We start from the raw sequence: 22,033 nt of genomic DNA on the forward strand, positions 1-22,033 counted from the left end.
TAAAGTCTGATGACAGCCACTGATCTGGTTCAGAAGCTAAAGACCCTCAGGCCCCGCTTGGAGAACGAGGGCGTGCGGCACCTGATTCTGTTCGGGTCGCAGGCGCGCGGATCGCAAACAGCTGACAGTGACATCGACATCGCAATCGACGTCGAATCTGAAAGCCGTTTTTCGATTATCAATCTTGTCGGTGTCGAGCAGATCGTTTCCGAGGCAATCGGTATTCCCGCGAATGCATTCATGCGCCGTTCGCTCGACCAGGAGTTCAGGAGCGAACTCGATCGGGAGGGAATCGAAGTCTTCTGATGGCAGACCGGACTGTATTCAGACTTCAAGATATCGTGGATTCGATCGACAAGATCGATGCCCTTCTGGAGGGCAACCGCTTTGAGGATTTGTATCGCGACGATGTCCGGCGCGCAGCATTCGAGAGATTTCTCGAAATATTGAGCGAAGCTTCCAAGCATATTCCAGAGAATCTCAAGAACGAAGAACCCGCGGTCCCGTGGTCCCAGATCAGGGGCATAGGAAATCACTTGCGGCACGCTTATCACCGTGTCGATTTCGAACTCCTGTGGAACACGTGGCAAAACGGCGAACTGGCCGCGTTGAAGGACGCGGTCAGGCGAATGCTCGCGAAGATATCGTCCTGAAAAACAAGAAAAAGCCGCGCGGTTGGCGCGGCTTTTCTGTTCGTCGGTCGCTTCCGGTCAGCCGATCTTCGAGCTGATCATCATGAAGGCCGGAATGTCGTCGCCGAAACCCACGGGCATGTCGTCGTCGTCATCGCGCCTGTTGCGGCGATTGCGGCGGCGGTCGTCGTTTGCCGGCTTGGGCTTGGAGCGGCTCTCGCGCTGCGGCGCCGGAGCAGGTGTCTGTTCGGGATCGGAGGACATTTCCTCGGCGGTCTCGTAATTGACCACCTCGTTCTCGCGAACCTTGGCCGGAGCGTCCTTCTTCTTGCGACCGCGCGGCTTGGGCGCTTCCACCCATTCGCCCTCCGGCGCGGGATTGGCGCTGTCGTCGGAAGACAGTTCCTCGGGCGTCTCGTAGGTGACGTCCTCGTGATCCCTGGCTTTGCCGCGCTTGGCCTTCGGCGCCTTGTCGTCGCCGTCCTTCTTGCCGCGACCCTTGCCGCCGCGACCACGGCGCGAACGGCCGGCGTCTTCCTCGTCCTCGTCCGAGGAGGAGGCTGACGTCTCGACGCCGTCGAGCCATTCGATCTTGCGGTCGATCAGCTTTTCGATGGCTTCGACATATTTTCCGTCGCGGCGCCCGGCGAGCGTGAAGGCTGCGCCCGAGCGACCGGCACGGCCGGTACGGCCGATGCGGTGGACATAGTCTTCGGCGTGGATAGGTACGTCGAAATTGAAGACGTGGCTGACGGCCGGAATGTCGAGGCCGCGGGCTGCCACATCGGAAGCCACGAGAAGCGTGATCTCGTTGTCCTTGAACTGCTGCAACGTTGCCATGCGCGAGCGCTGGTCCATGTCGCCGTGCAGCGCGCCGACGGAGAAGCCGTGGCGCTGGAGCGAGCGGTTGAGATCGGCCACATCCTTTTTGCGGTTGCAGAAGATGATGGCGTTGGTCAGCCCTTCCTGGGCGCGGATCAGGTCACGCAGCGTGGCACGTTTCTCGTAATCCTTGCCGGTGCAGGACACGAGCGCCTGGCTGACATTCACCGAGGTGGAGGAGGGCGGCGCCACTTCCACGCGAACCGGGTTCTGAAGGAAGGCATCGGCGAGCTTCTGGATCTCCGAGGGCATGGTGGCCGAGAAGAAAAGCGTCTGCCGGGTAAACGGGATGAGTTTGACGATGCGCTCGATGTCCGGGATGAAGCCCATGTCGAGCATCCGGTCGGCCTCGTCGATGACGAGGAGATCGACGCCGTTCATCAACAGCTTGCCGCGCTCGAAATGGTCCAGCAGACGGCCGGGCGTCGCGATCAGCACGTCAGCGCCGCGCTCGAGCTTCCTGTCCTGCTCGTCGAAGGACACGCCGCCGATCAGGAGCGCCACGGTGAGCCGGTGGTTCTTGCCGTATTTCTCGAAGTTCTCGGCCACCTGTGCCGCCAGTTCGCGGGTCGGTTCGAGAATGAGGGTGCGCGGCATGCGAGCCCGCGCACGGCCCTTTTCGAGAAGGGTGAGCATCGGCAACACGAAGGAAGCGGTCTTGCCGGTACCCGTTTGGGCAATTCCCAGCACATCACGGCGTTCGAGCGCAGGCGGAATGGCTCCCGCCTGGATTGGGGTCGGTTCCGTGTAACCTGCGTCGGATACGGCGGATTGAACTTTCTGGCTCAGGCCAAGATCAGCGAACGTCGTCAATGGGAATGTGTTTCCGTTTCGGCGTGTATCGGGATTGCTTATTCGTCAGCACGTCGGGCCGGAAAAGACGTATCCGGCGTCAATGGCCGGGTGTCATTGGACCAACGACCTTGCGAGCCGACTTAGGGCCAACATCCGCCAGAGTCAAGGAAAACAAGGGATTTATGGGGGAATATGGTTAGAATAAGCCGTTAATGAAAAGGTTGAGTGCCCATTCCGGCAATAATCGTTCAGTTCGACGCCAGCAACGGACGCAATTCGTAGGCTGCCTTGACGATGCCGATCGGGTTGATCGCCTTGCCGTTGCGCCGGATTTCGTAATGCAGATGCGGGCCTGTCGAACGGCCGGAATTGCCGGATTGCGCGATCGTGGCGCCGGAATCGACCCGGTCGCCCTTCTTTACGAGGATCTTCGACAAATGCGCGTAGCGCGTGGTCAGGCCGTGGCCGTGGTCGATCTCGACCATGTTGCCGTAGCCGCCTGCACGGCCGGCGCGGACAACGGTCCCGGATCCGGACGCATGAACCGGAGTGCCGGTCTGGGTGCGGAAGTCGATGCCGGAGTGGAAGGCGAGGCGGCCCAGGAAGGGATCCTTGCGCTTGCCGTAACGGCTGGTGATCTGCGCGCCCGGTGCGGGGACCGAAACCGGCATCGAAAAGGCGCTTTCGCGTACCGTGTCGAGTTGGGTGAGGGCGGCATCCAGATCGTCGATGGAGGCGTCGAAGGCCGACGGATCGTTTGCGCGGATATAGGGACCGCCGATGCCGCTGGCTTCCACCTGCGGGGCGGGCAGGCCGGCAGCTTCCATGATCTCGGAAATCTGGCTTGCGGTGTCATAGGCGTTGTTGGCGAGGTTCTGGATCTTCTCGACCTGGTCGCGCTCGATCGATTTGAGCGACAGCGTGACCTTGGAGAAAATCCTGTCCGCGCGCTGGCCGACGCTTTCGACGGGATCGGCATAGGCCAGCGGATTGATGCCGATCTGGGCCGGCTCGGCAACCGGGGTGCGGACGGCCGTAAGCGCCGCAAGACGCGAGGAACGGGGCACTTCCAAAGTCTGGTTGCTCGCCTGTTGCTCCGGCTTCTTCTGCGGAACCGGGACCGTGTCGGCGGCATCAGCGGCGCGCGCACGTTCCAGGAGCGGGCCGAGCCGGCCCTGTCGCGAGGTCAGCGTGTCCTGGCGCGCGAGAAGTTCGGCGACCTTGTCTTCCATCAGCTGCTGGTCGAGGAGCTGGCGGCTCGTCACACGGTCGACCTGCGAACGAAGTGCGGCGATACGGTCTTCATAGGAGTGCTGCATGCGCGCCTGACGCGCCATGGCGGCGCCGATCAGGTCGTCGCGCAGGACGAGGTAGGAGGTCGCGGCAAGATAGGAGATGACCATGACGCCCGCAAAGGATGCGGCAACGCCCGCGACCCACGGCTGCAAGGTCACGTGACGGATCTTCTCTCCGCTGGCGAAGATGATCGTATGACTTTTCTTGCATTTGCCGAAAATGCGGCTTTGCTGCCCCTGCGACACGGATAGTCCCCTGCAATCCGAAAACTGATTGCGGCGATTACACCGTGTTAAGGTTAATAAACGCTTTCCGGCAGGCGATTTCCGGCTGTTTGGAGCCGTTCTTTCACGAAGCGCTCTGCGCCGCCAGGGAGCGGTAGAAGGAGGGCGTCAGTCCTGCCGCTGCCCGGGCCAGGTCGTTGAATGGCGGTTTCAGTCCGCCACGGAAGTTGGCGCGCACCAGAGCCTGGAACTCCGCGGACGGATCGAGCTTGTGGCGGGCGCAGAGAAAGCGGAACCATTTCGCTCCGATTGCCACGTGCTTCTTTTCATCCTCGTAGATCACGTCGAGAACGGCGGCGCTGTCCTCGTCGCCGGCGGCCCGCATCGCCGCGCGCATGGAAGGGGTCACGTCGAGCCCGCGCGCCTCGAGGATGAGCGGAACGACCGCCAGTCTCGCCATCAGGGAGTTGCGGGTGTCGTGTGCCGCCTGCCACAGACCGTCATGGGCCGGATAGTCGCCGTAGTCGGTGCCCAGTTGCCGCAACCGGTCGCGCACCATGTTGAAATGCTTGGCTTCCTCGAAGGCGACCTGCATCCAGCCGTCGAAAAAGGACAGCGGCATCTGCCTGTCGGCAAAACGTGCGACGATATCGAGCGCCAGATCGATGGCGTTGAGTTCGATGTGGCAGATGGCATGCAGGAGAATGATGCGCCCGCGCTCGGAGTTGAGCGTGCGGCGCTTGACCTGCGTCGGCGGCACGAGCTCGGGCTTGTCCGGACGCCCGGGCCGGGCAGGCGGCTTGAAGTCGCCGGGATCGCGGAGCGAGATGGTGCGGGATTTCCAGCGCGCATAGGCGGCGCGGGTGCGCGCCGTCTTCTCGTCGAGATCGGATGCCGCGACCGCGCGTGCCGCGGCGTCCCTCAGCGAGCGTGTCCGGAATGCGTGGGCTTCAGCTTCGCTCACAGCGCGCGCGTGGCCTCGAGCACGGCTTCGGCATGGCCGGGGATCTTCACCTTTTCCCAGACCTGACGGATCACGCCGTCACCGTCGATCAGAAGGGTGGTGCGCGCCACGCCCATATATTTGCGGCCATACATGCTCTTCTCGACCCAGACGCCGTAGGTTTCGAGAACCTTCTTCTCCTCGTCGGAGGCGAGGATGACGTTGAGCCCGTGCTTGTCGACGAACTTGTCGTGCTTCTTCACCGGGTCCGGCGACATGCCGATGACGACTGCTCCGGCCTTTTCGAATTCGCCGGCACGCGCGGTAAAATCGACGGCTTCCACGGTGCAGCCGCTGGTGTCGTCCTTGGGGTAGAAATACAGCACCACCTTCTTGCCGGCATAGTCCGCCAATGACACGGTTCCGCCACCATCGCGAGGCAGGGAGAATTGCGGGGCGTTCTGTCCGACTTCGATTGTGCTCATTGGGTTCTTCCCTGGTGATAAAGCGTTCTCGGGATATGCCTTTCGGGCCCGCCCGGTATAGTGCCCGAACGGACGCGCGCAAACCAGTCGGGAGCGTTGCGCCCGGATATTTTTCGAATTGGACGGGGCAGACTGCAGCGCATGGCGAAAGGGCCGCATCAGAAGGTTAGTTTCTCGCGGCGCGACATCACGGCGCTGCATGACCTGCCGTCTGCCCAGTGCGAGGATCCGATCATCGTCAACGCTCACCGCGGCGGCCGGTCGGGCGGGTGGGTAAAGGCCCACATCAAGGCGGTGGCCTTTCTCGTCATCCTCTTCCTCGTCGTCTTCGGCGCCATCCTGATCGCCCTCGATCGCGGTCTCGTCGACGGTGTGATCGAAGACCGGGCGCGTTCGGCACTCGCCGGCGCATTGGGCGAGACCTATACATCCGAGATCGGCGGCGCCGGTGTGCGGATGACGTCGCGCGGGCAGGTCGCGCTGATCGCCAACAACGTCAAGATCAGACCCGCCGACGGCACGGGCGGTGAATATGCGGTCAACCGGCTGCGTCTGCTGCTCGATCCGCTGGCGATGATGGGCGGATCGCTCAAGGTCAATTCCATCGAGGTGGAGGGGGCTCACCTGATCGCAGGCAGCGGTCCCGGAATCGGTTTTTCGGATCTGGCCCATTTCCGCGTGGACAGTCTCGATGAGCGCATCGAGCAGGCTTTCGAAGCGGTGGACCGTGTCGGCTCGGTCCTGGCCAATCGCGGGACCGAGACCATCGTTCTCGAGAATATCCGGCTCGGTGACGATCTGCGCGGTATCACCGTCAAGCGTGCCGAACTGACGGGCCAGGAAGAAGACGAGTTCGACATCGACGCGACCTTGTCCTTCAAGAGCCGGGATTTCGGCTTTGCCGTCCACGCCACGAAGGGAGATCGCGACGATCTTTCCCAGCTCGAGGCCACAGTCACCGGTCTGCCCGTGGACTATACGTCCGACGGGCTCGAGCGCCGCGCGACCGGACTTGAGACGCTGGTCGACATCGGCCTGAGTGCAACGCGTGCGACACCCGGAGGCGTGCCCGAGCTGCAACTGACCATCGACGGCGAGCCGGGCTCCATGATGCTGGGCGGGGTGAGCGCCGAACTGCGCGAGCTCAAGACCGCGATGAGTTATCAGGCCGAGCAGAAGAAGATCGAGATCATGCCCTCGCTGCTTCAGATCGGTGACACCAAACTGCCCTTCAACGGCGGCCTGATCGATATCGACAATGTGCCCGAACGCACCGATATCAACCGCGACTATCCGGGGATGGCCTTTGATCTGGTGATCGCCAACGGGCTTGCCGCTCCGGGCGATTCCGCCGATTCGCCGGTGAAGTTCGACGCGCGCGCCTTCGGCCGCATCATGCCCAACCGCAATCGCATCGTTGCCGACCAGCTGGCGCTCGTCACGGGCCGTTACAACATGGCCGCGTCGCTGTCGCTTCAGTTCGTCGAGGGCATCTCGCCGGCCATCACGCTTTACGCGCAGACCGATCGCTTGCCCACGACTGCCGTCAAGCAGCTCTGGCCCTACTGGATGGGCAAGCGGGCGCGCCAGTGGGTTCTCGAGAACCTCTACGGGGGCACCGTCTCCAACGGCCGCATTCAGCTGTCCGCGCCGGCAGGGCACTTCCCGCCGGGCAAAAGGGCGCCGCCATTCACCGAAAACCAGTTCCAGATCGAGTTCGATATCGAGCGGGCCCGCATGAACGTCGCCGGTGACATTCCGCCACTCAGGGATGCGAATGGCCATCTCAGCCTGCGCGGGACCAAGGTGGAGGTGTCGGTCTCCTCCGCCGGCGGATATTTCCCGACCGGACGCGTCGTCAAGGTCAGCGACGGAACGCTCACCATTCCCGACACCGAGGAAAAGCCGCTGATGGCGGATCTCTCGCTTTCGGTGTCCGGCGCGGCGGATGCGGTGGCCGAACTGATCACCTACCACCCGATCGACGTTCTCGATCGCATCGGTTTCAAGCCGGAGGAACTGTCGGGCGAGATTTCCTCCCAGGTCCGGGCCCGTTTCGGGCTGGTGCGCGAACAGGATCCGCCACCCACCGAGTGGGAGGTCAACATGGACCTTGCGGGCGTCGATATCGGCAAGCAGGTCGAGGGCCGGACCTTCAGCGATATCGAGGGCAAGCTGAACGTCACGCCTGCGCGCGCCCATCTGACCGCCGATGCCACGGTCGACGGCATTCCGTTGACGCTCGACCTGACCGAGCCCGTTTCCAATTCCGGCGTCGAGCGCAAGCGGCTGATCTCCGGCACGCTCGACGATACTCAGCGCGAGAAGATCGCGCCGGGCACGGGACTGCTGCTGAGCGGCCCCGTCGGCCTCAAGCTTGAGGAAAAGGGCGCGGGCAAGAATGCAATCACGCTGAAGCTGGACAGAGCCACGCTGACCGTTCCCGGCATCGGCTGGAAGAAGGGCGCAGGCATTCCCGGAACCGCGAGCTTCGACATCGAGAGTGAGGGCAACAGCCACAAGCTCCGTCATCTCGTGGTTTCCGGCGATGGCTTCAAGGTGACCGGCAATATCGACATTGCCGACGGATCGTTCTCCTCTGCTCGCCTCGACAGCATCCGGCTTTCGCCCGGCGACGATTACCGTGCCGACATCACCCACCGGAACAAGGCCTATGACATCAAGGTCTCTGGCGCTTCCGCCGATCTCAGGCAGCTGATCTCCGAGGCCAAGAGCAATGTGGCCGCGACGGATGGCGGCGGCGGCGAGAATTTCGTGATTGCCGCCTCGGGCAGCCTCGGTCAGGTCCGGGGCTTTTACGAGACCTCGCTGTCCGATGCCCGGTTCAGCTATGCCGGCCGCAACGGCAGGACGGAGAAGCTCTCCTTCAAGGCGGTATCGCCGTCCGGTCAGGCCGTGGTGATCGACGTCGACGGCCAGTCGCAGTCCGGCCAGGAGAAGGTGGAGATGACGTCGGGCGATGCGGGAGCCTTCGCGCGCTTTGCGGGCGTCTACGGCAAGATGCAGGGCGGGCTTCTCAATGTCCGGCTGCAGCGCGCTGGCGACGGTCCGCGCCGCGGCGTCGTCGACATCCGCAACTTCAAGATTGTCGGCGAGGAGAAGCTCAAGGCGCTCGTTTCGAGCCCCGCGGATTCGCAGGGCCGCAGCCTCAATGATGCGGTGAGGCGCAATATCGACGTCACCGAAGCAAGCTTCGAGGTCGCCAATGCGCGCATCGAAAGCGGGCGCGGCTACCTCAACCTCGATGAAGGCATCTTGCGCGGCACCGAAATCGGCGCGGCGTTCCGGGGTCTTGTGTATGACCAGAACGGCAACATGGATCTCGCCGGCACCTTCATGCCCGCCTACGGCATCAACCGGCTGTTCGGCGAATTGCCGCTGATCGGCGCCATTCTCGGCAACGGACGCGACCAGGGCCTGCTCGGCATCACCTTCCGCCTCGTCGGCGATGCCGACAGCCCGCAAGTGGTCATCAACCCGCTGTCGCTGATCGCGCCGGGCGTGTTCCGCAACATCTTCGAATTCAGGTAAGGCCTCCGGTTTCGAAGAGCCGGAGGAGGGGGCTGCCTATTCGGGGCGTACCAGAATGTGCTTCTTCTTGCCGAGCGACAGCTTGATGGCGCCGTTCGAGCCGACCATCGCACTGTCGACCATGGCCTTCTCGTCGCTGACGCCGGCATCGTTGATCTTCACCGCGCCGCCCTTGATGTGACGGCGGGCTTCACCGTTGGAGGCGGCGAGCCCCGCCTCGACCATCAGGGAAAGGAGCCCGATGCCGTTGTCGAGATCGCCCCTGGCGACCGCCACCGTCGGCAGCGTATCGGCGGCCTGGCCTTCCTCGAAGGTCTTGCGGGCGGTTTCGGACGCGGCTTCGGCGGCCTCGCGACCATGCACGATGGCCGTGGCTTCCGTTGCGAGCACCTTCTTCGCCTCGTTGATCTCCGAGCCGCCGAGGGCCTCGAGCCGGGCGATTTCCTCGAGCGGCAGGCGCGTGAAGATCTTGAGGAAACGGCCGACGTCGGCATCCTCGGTGTTGCGCCAGTACTGCCAGTAGTCATAGGGGCTGAAGAGATCGCCGTTCAGCCACACCGCGCCATTGGCCGACTTGCCCATCTTGGCGCCGGAGCTGGTGGTCAGAAGCGGCGTGGTGAGCGCGTAGAGCTGGTCGGTGCCCATGCGGTGGCCGAGATCGACGCCGTTGATGATGTTGCCCCACTGGTCCGAGCCGCCCATCTGCAGGCGGACGCCGTAATTGCGGTTGAGTTCGACATAGTCGTAACCCTGCATGATCATGTAGTTGAACTCGAGGAACGAGAGCGACTGCTCGCGGTCGAGGCGCAGTTTCACGCTGTCGAAGGAGAGCATGCGGTTGACCGAGAAATGCCGGCCGACATCGCGCAGGAACTCGATGTAGTTCAGCTTCATCAGCCAGTCGGCATTGTTGACCATCAGCGCGTCGGTCGGGCCGTCGCCGTAGCGCATGATGCGGCCGAAGATCTTCTTGATGCCTTCGATGTTCTGGTCGATCTGCTCCGGCGTGAGAAGCTTGCGCTGGTCGTCGCGGAAGGACGGATCGCCGACCATCGAGGTTCCGCCGCCCATCAGGGTGACCGGACGGTGGCCGGTTTCCTGCAGCCAGTAGAGCATCGTGACCGAGATCAGGTTGCCGATATGCAGGCTCGTGGCCGTCGCGTCATAGCCCACATAGGCGGTGACCGTTTCCTTTTTCAGCAGCGCGTCCAGACCGTCGAAGTCGGAGCACTGGTGGATGAAGCCGCGCTCGTTGAGCACGTTGAGGAAATCGGACTTGTAAGTGGACATCGGTTCTTTCCCGGAAACTGTAGCTGGTGCCGGGCGTCCGCGAAGTCTTGCATTGCATCCGCCCGGAGCGCGATGGCCTTAGCACCAAGAGCGGGGAAGGGACAAGCAAAACCCGGCCCTGCGAAGATGCGTGAGGGCCGGGCTGAAACAGGGTGTGGCAATCAAGCCGCGACGGCCTTGGGCGCCTCGAGGCTCGCGTGAAGCCGCCAGGTCTGGACGGCTGCATCGGCTGCCTCGCGGCCCTTGCCGATGAAATGATCGAGATAGAAGGCCTCGATTTCCGGCTTCGGCTGGAAATGGTGCGGCGTCAGCGAAACCGAGAAGACCGGCGTGCCGGTGGCCATCTGCGCTTCCATCAGCCCGTTGACGACGGCCGCTGCCACGAAGTCGTGGCGATAGATGCCGCCATCGACCACGAGAGCGGCCGCGGCAATGCCGTCATAGCTGCCGGTTTCGCCGAGTTTCTTGGCCAGAAGGGGCATTTCGAAAGCGCCCGGCACGTCGAAGGTGACGACATCGGCATCGACGCCGAGTTCGGTCAGGCGCTGGCGGAAGCCTTCGAGCGCCTTGTCGACGATCTCGGCATGCCAGCGGGCCTTGATGAATGCGAATTTTGGGGATTTTGTCATCGCTCGTTGATCCTTTCAAAATGACAAGATCCCAGAGCTGCAGACACGCCCCGGCATGAAGCCGGTTCGTCTCGTTCTCTTCCATCCGGACTCTAACCGTCGGCCCCGGAATTTCACCGGTGTCTGCTGACCCTTCCGATAACCGGAAGGCGCTCGCGGGCTGTAACCGCCGGTGGGGAATTTCACCCCGCCCTGAGAAGCTTCATGAATATCGGCCGCTGGCCGTTGCGTCAATGAATCAGTTTCTTGACGCACTGTTTCAACTGTCTGGCCCGCAACGAAAAAGGGCGCCCCGAAGGGCGCCCTCTCGCTGTCTCGTCCTGGGAGGATATTATTCCGACAGCGTGAACGGAGCGGTATAGTTGGCAACGTTGTCCGGGGTGATCAGCAGGCAATCGAAGAGCTGCTTTTCCTCGGCAACCATCGGCTCGCCGTTCTTGATGTAGTGGTCGGCCTGGATGACGGCTTCGCGCGAGAAGACGGCGACCGGCTGGAGAACGGTGTAGGCCATTTCACCGGCCTTGATGGCTTCCACGGCATCGGGCGAACCGTCGAAGCCGCCGACGGTCACGCCTTCGAGCTTGCCGGCTTCCTTGAGCGCTGCGATCGCACCGAGAGCCATCTCGTCGTTACCCGAGATGACGGCGTCGATTTCCGGGTTGGCCTGGATGATCGACTGCATCTTGTTGTAGCCCTGGGTACGGTCCCAGTTGGCCACTTCCTCGGCGACCTTCTCGAGGCCCGAATACTGGCTCAGCACGGTCTTGTAACCGTTCGAGCGGGTGGCGGCGTTATTGTCCGACGGATTGCCGAAGAACTCGACATACTTGGCGTTGTCGCCGACGAGTTCCTGCCACTGGACGGCACCGATGGCAGCACCCTGGGCGTTGTTGGAGACGAGCTGGGCGATGGCGATGCCGGCTTCGTTGATCTCGGCGTTGACGAGGAAGACCGGGATGCCGGCTTCGGTGGCCTTGCGGACCACGCCGACGGAGCCGTCGGCATTGGCCGGGTCGAGGATGATGGCCTTGGCCGAGTTGGTGATGGCCGCGTCGATCAGGTTGGATTCGACATTGGTGTCGCCCTTGTGGGCGGCCACGGTTGCCGTGTAGCCGAGCTCTTCGGCGGTCTTCTTGGCGACTTCACCCTCGGTGAACCAGTAGGGGTTGGCCGGGTCGGTGACGATGATCGAGATCAGGCCGTCGGCCCAGGCGGCGCTGGTCATCAGCGGAAGGGCTGCGGCAGCGGCGAGAAATGCGCGTTTGGTCAGTTTCAACATGTGGTTATCCTCCCTGTGGGGTTGTTGCACCGGTTGCCCGGCTGTGTCTCGCGTCCGGGTCTCCTCCCGGGCTTTCGCGAAGGTGGTGAAGGTCAGCGCCCGCTGCGGCGACCTCCGTATTGGATCGAGTTGAGCATGACGGCGAGCACGATGACTGCGCCGGTAAAGACCGTCTGCCAGTAGGAGCTGACGCCGATGATGACGAGGCCGTCGCTCAGGAAGCCGATGACGAAGGCGCCGAGCAGGGTGCCGCGCACGGTGCCGCGTCCGCCCATCAGCGAGGCGCCGCCGACGACGACGGCCGCAATGGCGGTCAGCTCATAGGTGGTGCCTGCCGTCGGACCCGCGGAGGTGAGCTGCGAGCTCAGCACCAGGCCCGCAATGGCTGCGCACATGCCCGACAGCACATAGACCGACACCTGCACGCGCTTGACCGGCACGCCCGACAATTCGGCCGCGCGCTCGTTGCCGCCCGACGAATAGAGCCAGCGGCCGAAGGCGGTGCGCGAGAGAACCAGGCCCGCGACGATGGCGACGACAGCCAGGATGATCACGCCGATCGGCACCCCGAAGAGACGGTTGAAGCCGAGCCAGCTGAACCCGGTATTGCCGAGCGAGGGGTTGCCGGCGAGGTTGTTGAAGGTCAGACCGTTCGTCATCAGGAGCGCCACGCCGCGCGCCACGTAGAGCGAGCCGAGCGTCGCGACGAAGGCCGGCACCCTGAAATAGGCGATCAGGACGCCGTTGCAGAGGCCGACGAAAGCGCCGAGGCCGATGGTCATGACCACAACCGCCCAGACCGGCGGGTAGAGAATGACGCCGGCCGACTGGAATTCCACGCCCTGCATGAGGAAGCCCGCGAACACGCCGCTGAGCCCCAGAACAGAGCCCACGGAGAGATCGATGCCGCCATTGAGGATGACCAGCATCATGCCGATCGCGAGAAGGCCGAAGATCGCCACGTGGTTCGACATGATCAGGAAGTTCGAGACGGTGGCATAGTTCGGCGACAGCATCGAGAAGGTGATGATGATCGCGATCAGTGCGAAGAAGGCGCGGCCCTCGAGCAGAAGATGCACGATGGAGAAGCTCTTCTTCTTCGCCGGTGCCGTCTCTGCGGCGTTGGTTGTCGTTTCCGACATGGGCGGAACTCCCTGCAAACTTTTCTATGCGACCAGGCTCTCGCCGGAGGCGGCCATGATTGCTTCTTTGGTCGTGTCGTGGGTGAACTCGGCGGCAATCTGGCCGCGCCGCATGACGATGATGCGATGTGCGATGGCCAGGCATTCGCCGACTTCGGATGTCGAATAGATGACCGCCATGCCGTCGCGGGCGTGGTCGGCCAGGATACGGAAGACCTCCGCCTTGGCGCCGATGTCGATGCCGCGGCTGGGCTCGTCGAGAAGGACGACGGACGGTGAGGTGGCCAGCATCTTGCCGATCACCACCTTCTGCTGGTTGCCGCCCGACAGCGAGCCGATCGGCGCATCGGGACCGTCGGTCTTGACGGTCACTTCGCGGATGGAGCGTTCGATGATCGAGGCCTCGGCCCTGAGATTTGTCAGGAAGGCACGGGTGAAGTTGCCGATCGAGGCGAGCGAGAGATTGCGCCCGACCGACATGGTCTGGACAAGGCCGTCGCGCTGGCGGTCTTCCGGCACCAGCACGAGACCGGCCTCGATGCGCTCGGCGATGGTGAGTTCGGAGACATCCTCGCCGTGAAGGAGGATGCGGCCGTCGCTGGCCCTGGTGCGGCCCGCCACGCATTCCATCATCTCGGTGCGGCCTGCGCCCATCAGTCCGTAGATGCAGACGATCTCGCCCGCCTTGACCGACAGGTTCAGTCCGTTCACCGCGTTGCCGATGCCGGTATTGGCCGGAACCGAAAGATTTTCGAGAGTGAGCGCGGGCGCGCCGAATTCGTGTCCGGTGGGCGGCGAGCCGAGGTCGAAGTTCTCGCCCACCATGTTGCGCACGATCCATTCCAGGTCGATTTCCGCGCGCGGCGCATAGGCCGTCATCTCGCCGTCGCGCAGCACCACCGCATGGTCGGTGATGGTCAGGGCTTCCTCGAGATGATGCGAAATGTAGACTATGGAGACGCCGCGCGCCTTGAGATCGCCGATGACCTTGAAGAGCACCTCGACTTCCGACGCCGACAGCGCGGAAGTGGGCTCGTCCATGATCAGGATGCGGGACTTGACCGACAAGGCGCGGGCGATCTCGACGATCTGCTGCTGGCCGAGGCGCAGATCCTCGACCCTGGTCAGCGGATCGATGTCTTCCTCGAGTTCCTTCATCAGCGCGCGCGCCTGGCGCTCTTCTTCGGCGAAATCGACGCCGGCGCGCCCCATGATCTCGCGGCCCATGAAGATGTTGTCGCGCACGTTCATGTTAGGCGCCAGCGAGAGTTCCTGGTGGATGATCGAGATGCCGTGTTCGCGTGCGTCGACGGTCGAGGTGAACGACACCGGCTTGCCGTCGAGCAGCATTTCGCCGGAGGAGGGGAGCTGCACGCCGGACAGGATCTTCATCAGCGTGGACTTGCCCGCGCCGTTCTCGCCGAAAAGCGTGGTGACCTTGCCGCGATGAACGTCGAAATTGACGCCCTTGAGTGCCTGCACCGCGCCGAAATTCTTGGCGACGTTGCGCGCGGCAAGAACGACTTCGGCGGTGCCGGAGCCCGTATTCGGCGTTTGCGCGGTCACCGGCGCCGCCATCATTGCACCTCGAGAGCGACCGGGGTGACCAGCCAGCTTTTCGGGTTGATCATGGTGAACGCGCCGGTCACGGAAATGGTCTTTCCGGTGAGGGTATCCCGATCGAGATCGTTCAGCGTCGCCTCGGACATGGCGCGATTGATGCCCGCGCCTGCGTTCTGATACTCGATCTGGTTCTTGAAGGCGCCGAACTCGATGTCGCCGGGAATGTCCCTGAGCTCGGTGCCGTTGATGGCCGGACCGGTCTGGACGCGGATCTTGTAGCCGGACGGCATGCCGTCGACATTCACATCGAAGATGCCGGACTTGCCTTCGCCCGCGGTGCCGCTGAACTTGACCGGCATGACGGGGAAGGCGCCGGCCTGCGTGCCATAGGCTGCGATCGCCGCCTTCTTGTCGGAGGCAAGTTCATTGGCGAGCGTGACGGCGTCGGGCGCGCGGCCTTCGACGAAATCGCGGACGCGCGGATATTCTTCTTGGCCGAAATTGTCGGGGTTGAAGGCCTGCTGGCGCAGATCCGCGTCCGAGCCGACCGTGACGACCTTGGTGTCGAGCGCGATGGCGCCGACAAGGGCAATGGCAGCTATGCCGATGATCGCTCTGCGCCTGTTGGTGCTGGCCTTGCTGGCTTTTGCGATACCGCTCATGTCCGTCCTGTATCCATTCTCGTGGGCTCGGTGGAGAGCCTGCGGGAAGCCACCCGTCATGGGTGGTCGGTTTCAGTGTGTCGGGAAGTCGGCGGCGCTCGAACGGCGCGTCTCCTCCCCATTCAAGGCAGTCCCGGAACTCCTCAATCCCGTCTTGTGGACTGTCCTGCGGCGTCGCGAGCGACCCCGATGTTGCGCATGACCATATTTGAAAAAAATTACGTTGTCTGCAAAGAAATACACATTTTCCATTTTTTCTGTGCTACACGATTTTAAAACGCGACACCGGTGGTGGCTGGAGGAAGCCGTTTCCATCGGGCGTTGCTGCGGGCCTCGCAACGAGGCGCGCAGGGAGGCGAAAGAGATCAGGGAGCGAGGATGATTTTCCATTGCGGCTACGCCCCTCGACGCGAGTGCGATCATGAGCGGCGCTGACATCATCATCGGTGTGGATGCCGGGACGTCCGTCATCAAGGCCGTGGCATTCACGCTGTCCGGCGAGCAGATCGGCTCGGCCTCCGTGCGCAATCGCTACGAGATGGGGCGCGACGGTTCGGCCACCCAGTCACTGGCCCGGACCTGGGAGGATTGCGCTGCAGCCATTCGCGGTCTGGGCGAAGCGGTCGACAATCTTGCAAACCGCACGGCGGCCATCGCGCTGACCGGGCAGGGAGATGGGACCTGGCTTGTCGGCAAGGACAATCGGCCCGCCGGAGACGCCTGGATCTGGCTTGATGCGCGCGCCGCGCCGACGGTCGGGAAGCTCGCGGCAGGACCCCATGAGCGCCAGCGTTTCGAAGCGACCGGAACGGGGCTCAATACCTGCCAGCAGGGCACCCAGATGGCCCACATGGATGCGACCTGTCCGGATCTGCTCGACCGCTCGGAAGTGGCGCTGCACTGCAAGGACTGGCTCTTTCTCAATCTGACCGGGGTGCGTGCCACCGATCCGTCGGAAGCCAGCTTCACCTTCGGCAATTTCCGCGATCGCCGCTATTCCGACATCGTGATTTCCGCCCTCGGGCTCGAAGGCCGTCGCCATCTTCTGCCGGAGATCGTCGACGGATCGAAACAGACCTTCCCGCTGACCGCAAATGCCGCCCGCCAGACCGGGCTTGCCGAAGGCACGCCGGTTTCGCTCGGCTATGTCGACATGGTGATGACCGCGCTGGGCAGCGGCGTCCACACCGGCGAGCGCGGCGTGGCCTGTTCCACCGTGGGGTCGACCGGTGTCCACATGCGCGCGGTGCGTTCCGGCGATGTGCATCTCAATGCCGAGGGCACCGGCTATGTGATCTGCCTGCCTGCCGACGATCTCGTCACCCAGGTCCAGACCAACATGGCTTCCACGCTCAATATCGACTGGGCGCTGTCGGTGGCCGAGGACCTTCTGGGCGAGATGGGGCAACGACCGACCCATGCGGACCTGGTCAGTCGGATCGACGGCTGGATGGAGAGATCCGTGCCCGGGGCGCTGGTCTATCATCCCTACATCTCGGAGGCCGGCGAGCGCGGTCCCTTCGTCGATGCCGACGCCCGGGCGAGCTTTGTCGGGCTGAACGCCAATCATCGTTTCCCCGACATGATCCGGGCCGTCGTCGAGGGTCTCGGCATGGCGGCGCGCGATTGCTATCAGGCCATGGGCGAGATGCCGAGCGAACTTCGGCTGACCGGTGGCGCGGCTCGTTCCGCAGCCCTTCGCCGTGTCCTCGCGGCCGCTCTCGATACCCCCGTGCGCATCTCGTCGCGGGAGGAGGCGGGGGCCGCCGGCTGCGCCATGATGGCGGCTGTCGCCATCGGTGCCTATTCCAACATGGATGCCTGCATCGCCGAATGGGTCACACCGCTTCTCGGCCCCGCCGAGGCCTCCGACCCGGCGCTCGTGCCGGTCTATGACACGCTCTACACATCGTATCGCAACGCGCGTGAGGCGCTGGCCCCTGTCTGGGGTGATCTGGCGGCAGCCCGCGTGGCGCAAGGAGAAAAGCAATGACCGAGACAACCAAGGTCGACCTCTTCGTCATCGGCGGCGGCATAAACGGCGCGGGCATCGCGCGCGATGCGGCGGGCAGGGGGCTGAGCGTCGTCCTGTGCGAGAAGGACGATCTGGCGGAAGGCACGTCCTCGCGCTCCGGCAAGCTGGTCCATGGCGGTCTGCGCTACCTCGAATACTACGAGTTCCGTCTGGTCCGGGAAGCGCTGATCGAGCGCGAGGTGCTGATGAACGCAGCCCCGCACATCATCTGGCCGATGCGTTTCGTTCTGCCTCACAGCCCCGAGGATCGTCCCGCCTGGCTCGTGCGTCTGGGACTGTTCCTCTACGATCACCTCGGCGGCCGCAAGAAGCTGCCGGGAACGCGCACGCTCAACCTCCGTCGCGATCCGGAAGGGGCGCCGATCAAGGATCAGTACACCAAGGGTTTCGAATATTCGGACTGCTGGGTCGATGACGCGCGTCTGGTCGTGTTGAACGCTGTCGATGCCGCCGAGCACGGCTGCGAGGTTCTCACCCGCAGCCCCTGCGTGAGCGCGCGGCGCGAGAACGGTGTCTGGAAGGTCACGACAAAGAACAGCGTGACCGGCAAGATGCGCGAGTTCGAGGCCAGGGTTGTCGTCAATGCCGCCGGCCCGTGGGTAACGGATGTGGTCAACCGTGTGGCGGGGTCGAACTCGTTGCGCAATGTGCGCCTTGTCAAAGGCAGCCACATCATCGTGCCGAAATTCTGGAAGGGCGAGAACGCCTATCTGGTGCAGAACCACGACAAGCGGGTAATCTTCATCAACCCCTATGAGCGCGACAAGGCGCTGATCGGCACCACCGATATCGCTTATGAAGGCCGTGCCGAGGACGTCGAGGCGGACGAAAGCGAGGTCCAGTACCTGATCGATGCGGTCAACCGCTACTTCAAGGAACAGTTGACCCGCGACGACGTGCTGACCACCTTCTCGGGCGTCCGGCCGCTCTTCGACGACGGCCAGGGCAATCCGTCGGCGGTGACCCGCGACTATGTCTTCGATCTCGACGAGACCGGCGGCGCGCCGCTTCTCAACATCTTCGGCGGCAAGATCACCACCTTCCGCGAACTCGCCGAACGCGGGCTGCACAAGATCGCGAAATTCTTCCCGCAGATGGGCGGCGACTGGACCGCGGACGCACAGCTTGCCGGCGGCGACATGAAGAACGCCGACTATGAACTCTTCCGCAACACCATGAAGACCGACTACCCCTGGATGCCGCGCGAGCTGCGGCGCCATTACGGGCGGTGCTACGGCACCCGCATCGCGCAGATCGTGGGTGAGGCGACGAGCGTCGAGGGTCTCGGGCGCCATTTCGGCGGCTGTCTTTACGAGGCCGAGGTGGAATATCTCGTGAAGCATGAATGGGCGCAGACGGCGGAAGACGTCATCTGGCGTCGCACCAAGCACCGTCTGCATCTGAGCGATGCGGAGCAGGCGGCCTTTGCCGATTGGTTCGATCGCACCCGAGTCAAGGCGGCCTGACCATGCCGTTGACGCTGTCGCTCAATACAAACCCGCTGGTCAACCGCTTCGCCGATCCCGACGATCTGGTCGAGGCGATCGCGCGCGACATAAAAATCCGCGATATTCAGCTCACCCACGAATTCATCAACCCGAGCTGGCAGGCGCCTGTGCTGCGCCGGCTGACCCGGCAGATGGACCGCGCGCTCGACCGCACCGGCGCGCGTGTGACGTCGGGCATGACCGGGCCCTATGGCCGGCTCAATCATTTCGGCCACCCGGATGCCGGGGTGCGCCGCTATTATGTCGACTGGTTCAAGACATTCGCCGACATCATCGCCGATCTCGGCGGTGTCTCGGTCGGCACCCAGTTTGCCATCTTCACCTACAAGGATTTCGACGATCCGGTCCGCCGCGAGGAACTGATCAGCATTGCCATCGACTGCTGGGCGGAAGTCGCCGAGCACGCGAAAGATGCCGGGCTCTCCTATGTCTACTGGGAGCCGATGAGTGTCGGGCGCGAATTCGGCGAGACGATCAAGGCGACGATGGAACTCCAGGATCGCCTCACGGCTGCCGGCATGGCGATCCCGATGTGGATGATGGCCGATATCGATCATGGCGACGTGACGTCTCCGAACCCCGATGACACCGATCCCTATGCCTGGGCGAGGGCGGTGCCGAAGGTCTCGCCAATCATTCACATCAAGCAGTCGATGATGGACAAGTCCGGCCACAAGCCGTTTACAGCCGAATACAATGCCAGGGGGGCGATCCAACCCGAGCCGCTTCTGAAGGCATTTGCCGAGGGCGGTGCCGAGGACAACGAGATCTGCCTCGAACTGTCCTTCAAGGAGCGCGAGCCCAACGACCGTCAGGTCATCAGCCAGATTGCCGAGAGCGTGGCCTTCTGGGCGCCGCATATCGACAGTGGGGCCGCCGACCTGAAGATTTGAGACCGAAAGCGCGGCGAAGGGTCTCGGCAAGGTCCCTTTCACGCTGAGACGACAGGGTCCCGGTGCTCTTGTTCACATCGGGGACGGAGGGAGAAGACCATGGCAAAGGGGCGCCTGTCGGGAGACGAGGAGCGGTCGCTCGCAATCCGGGCCGCATGGCTGCACTATGTCGGCGGCCTGCGTCAGGCTGAAGTGGCAAAGCGCATCGGCGTGCCATCGGTCAAGGCGCACCGCCTGATTGCCCGCGCGGTTGCCGAGGGAGCGGTCCGTGTCACGATCGAAGGCGACATCATCGAATGTATCGAGATGGGCGAAAACATCTGCGCCCGCTACGGCCTGCAGACCTGCGAGGTCGCGCCCGATCTCGAGGAGCCCGGCCTCCCGCTCAGGACGCTGGGGCTTGCGGGTGCCTCGCTGTTGCGCCGCTGGATGGAAGGTGGCGAGGAGAGCACGATCGGGCTCGGCCACGGTCGTACCCTTGCCGAAGCCGTCCGCTCCATGCCTCGTTTCGACGCGCACGGCCTGAAATTCGTTTCCCTGCTCGGCGGACTGACGCGCAACTTCGCCGCAAATCCCCATGACGTGATGCATCTTCTGGCCGAGAAGACCGGTGCCCAGGCTTATGTGATGCCGGTGCCGTTCTTCGCCAACACAACCGAGGACCGGGAAGTTCTGCTCTCCCAGCGCGGGGTGGCCGAGGTGTTCGAACTGGCTGAAAAAGCGCCGCTCAAATTCGTCGGACTCGGCACCGTGGAAGCCGAAACCCAGCTCGTTCATTCCGGCATGATCGAGGCGTCGGAGATCGAGGAGATCGCGCGCGCCGGCGGCGTGGGCGAAATGTTGGGACACTTCTTCGACCGTGACGGCAATGTGCTGGAGACCGAGCTGACCTCGCGCACGCTCGCCGTGACCATGGAAAGGGCCAGCGAGCAGCGCATCATCGCGCTTGCCGGCGGCCCGGGAAAGGTGGAGACGATCCGCGCGATCCTGAAAAGTGGCAAGCTCTACGGCCTGATCACCGATGAGCGGACCGCCAGGGCGCTGCTTGAGGCGGATTAGGCGTCGGGAACGGCGGTGCCTGCGAAATAGCCGTGCAGGATTTCAGCCTCGCGCTTGCTGCCGAAGATCAGTGGAACACGGTCATGCAGGCGCGACGGCGCCAGATCGAGAACCGGGGCCGCGCCATCGGTTGCGATGCCGCCCGCCTGTTCCATGAGGAAGGCGATCGGGAAGGCCTCATAGGCGAGCCTGAGATAGCCCTTCTCGTAGCCCGGCCTCGTATCGCCCGGATAGAGAAACAGTCCCCCGCGATTGAGAATCCGGTTGAGGTCGCCCACCGCCGCCGCCGGCCAGCGGAAGTTGAAGTCGCGTTCCAGCGGTCCGTCCTTGCCGGCCATCAGGTCGTCCACATAGTTCTGCAGACCTTGCGACCAGCGCCGGTAATAGGATGCATTGAGCGCGATCGTGTTGTGGCTCTGCGGCACCGTGGCGTTCTCCCGGTGAACGTGGAATGCCCCCGTCGTCGCGTCCAGCGTGGCGATGTGCACGCCTTGGCCGACCGAGAAGCCCAGATCGATCGAGTGGCCGAAAGACACGTAGGCTGCGGCGATCACGTCGCGCCCCGAACGCAGAAAGCTCTCGCCCGCGGGGAAAATCGCGAAGAATGCGCCGAGCTGCGCGCCGATGCCGATATTGCCCGAACCGTCGATCGGGTCCATGGCGATGTCGAATGCGCCGCCCGCATCCACATCGGTGACGTCCTCCACTTCCTCCGACAACACACTGGCCACCGAGACACCGTGAAAGGCGTCGATGAAATGGTCGTGGGCGGCCATGTCGAGCGCCTTCTGGGCATCGCCGGAATCGTTGGTTCCGACGATTGCCGTCGGATCGCCCGGCAGCTTGCCCTGGGCCAGCCTGGCCGCAAGAGGAATGCTGGCCTCCGCGATGCGCATGATGAGGTTGCTCATTGCCTGCCGGCCGGGGTCGGCCGCGGCCCACCGGGTGAGGATGTCACAAAGCGATGGAGCGGAAATCGCGCTGTCGGACTTCAGGACGACGGGTTTTGATGCGGCAGATGACGGGGGCATGGACGGTTCCTCTTTGCGCTTCGACATCTAGAGCGAAGCGCGAGGGATGACAATCCTGTTGTAACAGTGTGAAATCACAAAATCACATTATTGACGTGATGTTCGTGTTATGGGATGGAGCCTCAACGGAGGA

18 protein-coding genes and 1 riboswitch are annotated in these 22,033 nt (G+C 63.4%); of the genes, 7 read left to right on the top strand and 11 right to left on the bottom strand.

Going from position 1 to position 22,033, the window contains the following annotated elements; translation table 11 throughout:
• The first annotated feature begins 9 nt into the window (after positions 1 to 9).
• Positions 10 to 306 (top strand): nucleotidyltransferase family protein, encoded by a 297-nt coding sequence (locus E2A64_RS08220; protein WP_133283888.1) that lies wholly within the window; start codon positions 10 to 12, stop codon positions 304 to 306.
• Positions 306 to 653: a HepT-like ribonuclease domain-containing protein gene (locus E2A64_RS08225; RefSeq protein WP_133283889.1), complete on the top strand. Its 348-nt coding sequence runs from the start codon at positions 306 to 308 to the stop codon at positions 651 to 653. Before E2A64_RS08220 ends, E2A64_RS08225 begins: the two co-directional genes overlap by 1 nt.
• 57 nt (positions 654 to 710) lie before the next feature.
• Here E2A64_RS08225 and E2A64_RS08230 read toward each other — a convergent pair whose 3' ends face one another.
• From E2A64_RS08230 to bcp, 4 genes are all read right to left on the bottom strand, one after another.
• Positions 711 to 2,327: a DEAD/DEAH box helicase gene (locus E2A64_RS08230; protein ID WP_133283890.1), complete on the bottom strand. Its 1,617-nt coding sequence runs from the start codon at positions 2,325 to 2,327 to the stop codon at positions 711 to 713.
• Between the two features lie 230 nt (positions 2,328 to 2,557).
• Positions 2,558 to 3,850, bottom strand: coding sequence for a M23 family metallopeptidase (locus tag E2A64_RS08235; RefSeq protein WP_133283891.1), 1,293 nt, complete (start codon positions 3,848 to 3,850; stop codon positions 2,558 to 2,560).
• Between the two features lie 103 nt (positions 3,851 to 3,953).
• On the bottom strand, positions 3,954 to 4,793 hold the full coding sequence (locus tag E2A64_RS08240; protein WP_133283892.1) for a ferritin-like domain-containing protein: 840 nt from the start codon (positions 4,791 to 4,793) through the stop codon (positions 3,954 to 3,956).
• Entirely contained in the window at positions 4,790 to 5,257 is a 468-nt protein-coding gene (gene bcp / locus E2A64_RS08245; RefSeq protein ID WP_133283893.1) for a thioredoxin-dependent thiol peroxidase, read from the bottom strand. The genes E2A64_RS08240 and bcp overlap by 4 nt, the downstream gene beginning before the upstream one ends.
• Before the next feature lie 141 nt (positions 5,258 to 5,398).
• Here bcp and E2A64_RS08250 point away from each other — a divergent pair, with 141 nt between their 5' ends.
• Entirely contained in the window at positions 5,399 to 8,809 is a 3,411-nt protein-coding gene (locus E2A64_RS08250; RefSeq protein ID WP_133283894.1) for a YhdP family protein, read from the top strand.
• A 36-nt stretch (positions 8,810 to 8,845) separates the two neighbouring features.
• Here the strand turns inward: E2A64_RS08250 and tyrS are convergent, their stop codons facing one another.
• The 6 genes from tyrS to E2A64_RS08280 all read right to left on the bottom strand — a co-directional run bounded on the left by tyrS (position 8,846) and on the right by E2A64_RS08280 (position 15,374).
• Positions 8,846 to 10,099, bottom strand: a complete 1,254-nt coding sequence (gene tyrS / locus E2A64_RS08255; protein WP_133283895.1) for a tyrosine--tRNA ligase — start codon at positions 10,097 to 10,099, stop codon at positions 8,846 to 8,848.
• Between the two features lie 161 nt (positions 10,100 to 10,260).
• Entirely contained in the window at positions 10,261 to 10,728 is a 468-nt protein-coding gene (locus E2A64_RS08260) for a 6,7-dimethyl-8-ribityllumazine synthase (RefSeq protein ID WP_133283896.1), read from the bottom strand.
• A 69-nt stretch (positions 10,729 to 10,797) separates the two neighbouring features.
• Positions 10,798 to 10,932, bottom strand: a riboswitch (FMN riboswitch).
• A 127-nt stretch (positions 10,933 to 11,059) separates the two neighbouring features.
• Positions 11,060 to 12,007, bottom strand: a complete 948-nt coding sequence (locus E2A64_RS08265) for a D-ribose ABC transporter substrate-binding protein (protein ID WP_133283897.1) — start codon at positions 12,005 to 12,007, stop codon at positions 11,060 to 11,062.
• Positions 12,008 to 12,099: 92 nt separating this feature from the next.
• On the bottom strand, positions 12,100 to 13,149 hold the full coding sequence (locus E2A64_RS08270) for an ABC transporter permease (RefSeq protein ID WP_133283898.1): 1,050 nt from the start codon (positions 13,147 to 13,149) through the stop codon (positions 12,100 to 12,102).
• 24 nt (positions 13,150 to 13,173) lie between these two features.
• Complete coding sequence (locus tag E2A64_RS08275) at positions 13,174 to 14,727, bottom strand: sugar ABC transporter ATP-binding protein (RefSeq protein WP_133284317.1); 1,554 nt, start codon at positions 14,725 to 14,727, stop codon at positions 13,174 to 13,176.
• Positions 14,727 to 15,374: a DUF2291 family protein gene (locus tag E2A64_RS08280; RefSeq protein ID WP_133283899.1), complete on the bottom strand. Its 648-nt coding sequence runs from the start codon at positions 15,372 to 15,374 to the stop codon at positions 14,727 to 14,729. Before E2A64_RS08280 ends, E2A64_RS08275 begins: the two co-directional genes overlap by 1 nt.
• Positions 15,375 to 15,792: 418 nt before the next feature.
• Between E2A64_RS08280 and E2A64_RS08285 the strand changes: the two genes are divergently transcribed.
• The 4 genes from E2A64_RS08285 to E2A64_RS08300 all read left to right on the top strand — a co-directional run bounded on the left by E2A64_RS08285 (position 15,793) and on the right by E2A64_RS08300 (position 20,869).
• Complete coding sequence (locus tag E2A64_RS08285; protein ID WP_428977469.1) at positions 15,793 to 17,367, top strand: FGGY-family carbohydrate kinase; 1,575 nt, start codon at positions 15,793 to 15,795, stop codon at positions 17,365 to 17,367.
• Positions 17,364 to 18,875 carry a glycerol-3-phosphate dehydrogenase gene (locus E2A64_RS08290; protein ID WP_133283901.1) on the top strand — a complete coding sequence of 504 codons (1,512 nt, stop codon included), beginning with the start codon at positions 17,364 to 17,366 and terminating at the stop codon, positions 18,873 to 18,875. The genes E2A64_RS08285 and E2A64_RS08290 overlap by 4 nt, the downstream gene beginning before the upstream one ends.
• Before the next feature lie 2 nt (positions 18,876 to 18,877).
• A complete protein-coding gene (locus tag E2A64_RS08295) occupies positions 18,878 to 19,810 on the top strand; it encodes a TIM barrel protein (RefSeq protein ID WP_133283902.1) in 933 nt (310 codons plus the stop codon).
• Positions 19,811 to 19,909: 99 nt separating this feature from the next.
• A complete protein-coding gene (locus tag E2A64_RS08300; protein ID WP_133283903.1) occupies positions 19,910 to 20,869 on the top strand; it encodes a sugar-binding transcriptional regulator in 960 nt (319 codons plus the stop codon).
• On the opposite strand, the gene E2A64_RS08305 is transcribed toward E2A64_RS08300, so the two are convergent.
• The gene (locus E2A64_RS08305) at positions 20,866 to 21,927 is read right to left on the bottom strand and encodes a class 1 fructose-bisphosphatase (RefSeq protein ID WP_342210785.1); all 1,062 of its coding nucleotides are present in this window, start codon (positions 21,925 to 21,927) and stop codon (positions 20,866 to 20,868) included. The two genes, E2A64_RS08300 and E2A64_RS08305, sit on opposite strands and share 4 nt — an antisense overlap.
• Between the last annotated feature and the right edge of the window lie 106 nt (positions 21,928 to 22,033).

Origin of the sequence: Pseudohoeflea suaedae, from assembly GCF_004354915.1 — a bacterium.
GTDB lineage: Bacteria > Pseudomonadota > Alphaproteobacteria > Rhizobiales > Rhizobiaceae > Pseudohoeflea > Pseudohoeflea suaedae.

Bases quoted from the DNA above. Each gene is read 5' to 3' on its own strand.
- E2A64_RS08220 (WP_133283888.1), top strand. From the start codon at position 10: ATGACAGCCACTGATCTGGTTCAGAAGCTAAAGACCCTCAGGCCCCGC.
- E2A64_RS08225 (WP_133283889.1), top strand. From the start codon at position 306: ATGGCAGACCGGACTGTATTCAGACTTCAAGATATCGTGGATTCGATC.
- bcp (WP_133283893.1), bottom strand. From the start codon at position 5,257: ATGAGCACAATCGAAGTCGGACAGAACGCCCCGCAATTCTCCCTGCCT.
- E2A64_RS08250 (WP_133283894.1), top strand. From the start codon at position 5,399: ATGGCGAAAGGGCCGCATCAGAAGGTTAGTTTCTCGCGGCGCGACATC.
- tyrS (WP_133283895.1), bottom strand. From the start codon at position 10,099: ATGTCCACTTACAAGTCCGATTTCCTCAACGTGCTCAACGAGCGCGGC.
- E2A64_RS08260 (WP_133283896.1), bottom strand. From the start codon at position 10,728: ATGACAAAATCCCCAAAATTCGCATTCATCAAGGCCCGCTGGCATGCC.
- E2A64_RS08265 (WP_133283897.1), bottom strand. From the start codon at position 12,007: ATGTTGAAACTGACCAAACGCGCATTTCTCGCCGCTGCCGCAGCCCTT.
- E2A64_RS08270 (WP_133283898.1), bottom strand. From the start codon at position 13,149: ATGTCGGAAACGACAACCAACGCCGCAGAGACGGCACCGGCGAAGAAG.
- E2A64_RS08275 (WP_133284317.1), bottom strand. From the start codon at position 14,727: ATGGCGGCGCCGGTGACCGCGCAAACGCCGAATACGGGCTCCGGCACC.
- E2A64_RS08280 (WP_133283899.1), bottom strand. From the start codon at position 15,374: ATGAGCGGTATCGCAAAAGCCAGCAAGGCCAGCACCAACAGGCGCAGA.
- E2A64_RS08290 (WP_133283901.1), top strand. From the start codon at position 17,364: ATGACCGAGACAACCAAGGTCGACCTCTTCGTCATCGGCGGCGGCATA.
- E2A64_RS08295 (WP_133283902.1), top strand. From the start codon at position 18,878: ATGCCGTTGACGCTGTCGCTCAATACAAACCCGCTGGTCAACCGCTTC.
- E2A64_RS08300 (WP_133283903.1), top strand. From the start codon at position 19,910: ATGGCAAAGGGGCGCCTGTCGGGAGACGAGGAGCGGTCGCTCGCAATC.
- E2A64_RS08305 (WP_342210785.1), bottom strand. From the start codon at position 21,927: ATGTCGAAGCGCAAAGAGGAACCGTCCATGCCCCCGTCATCTGCCGCA.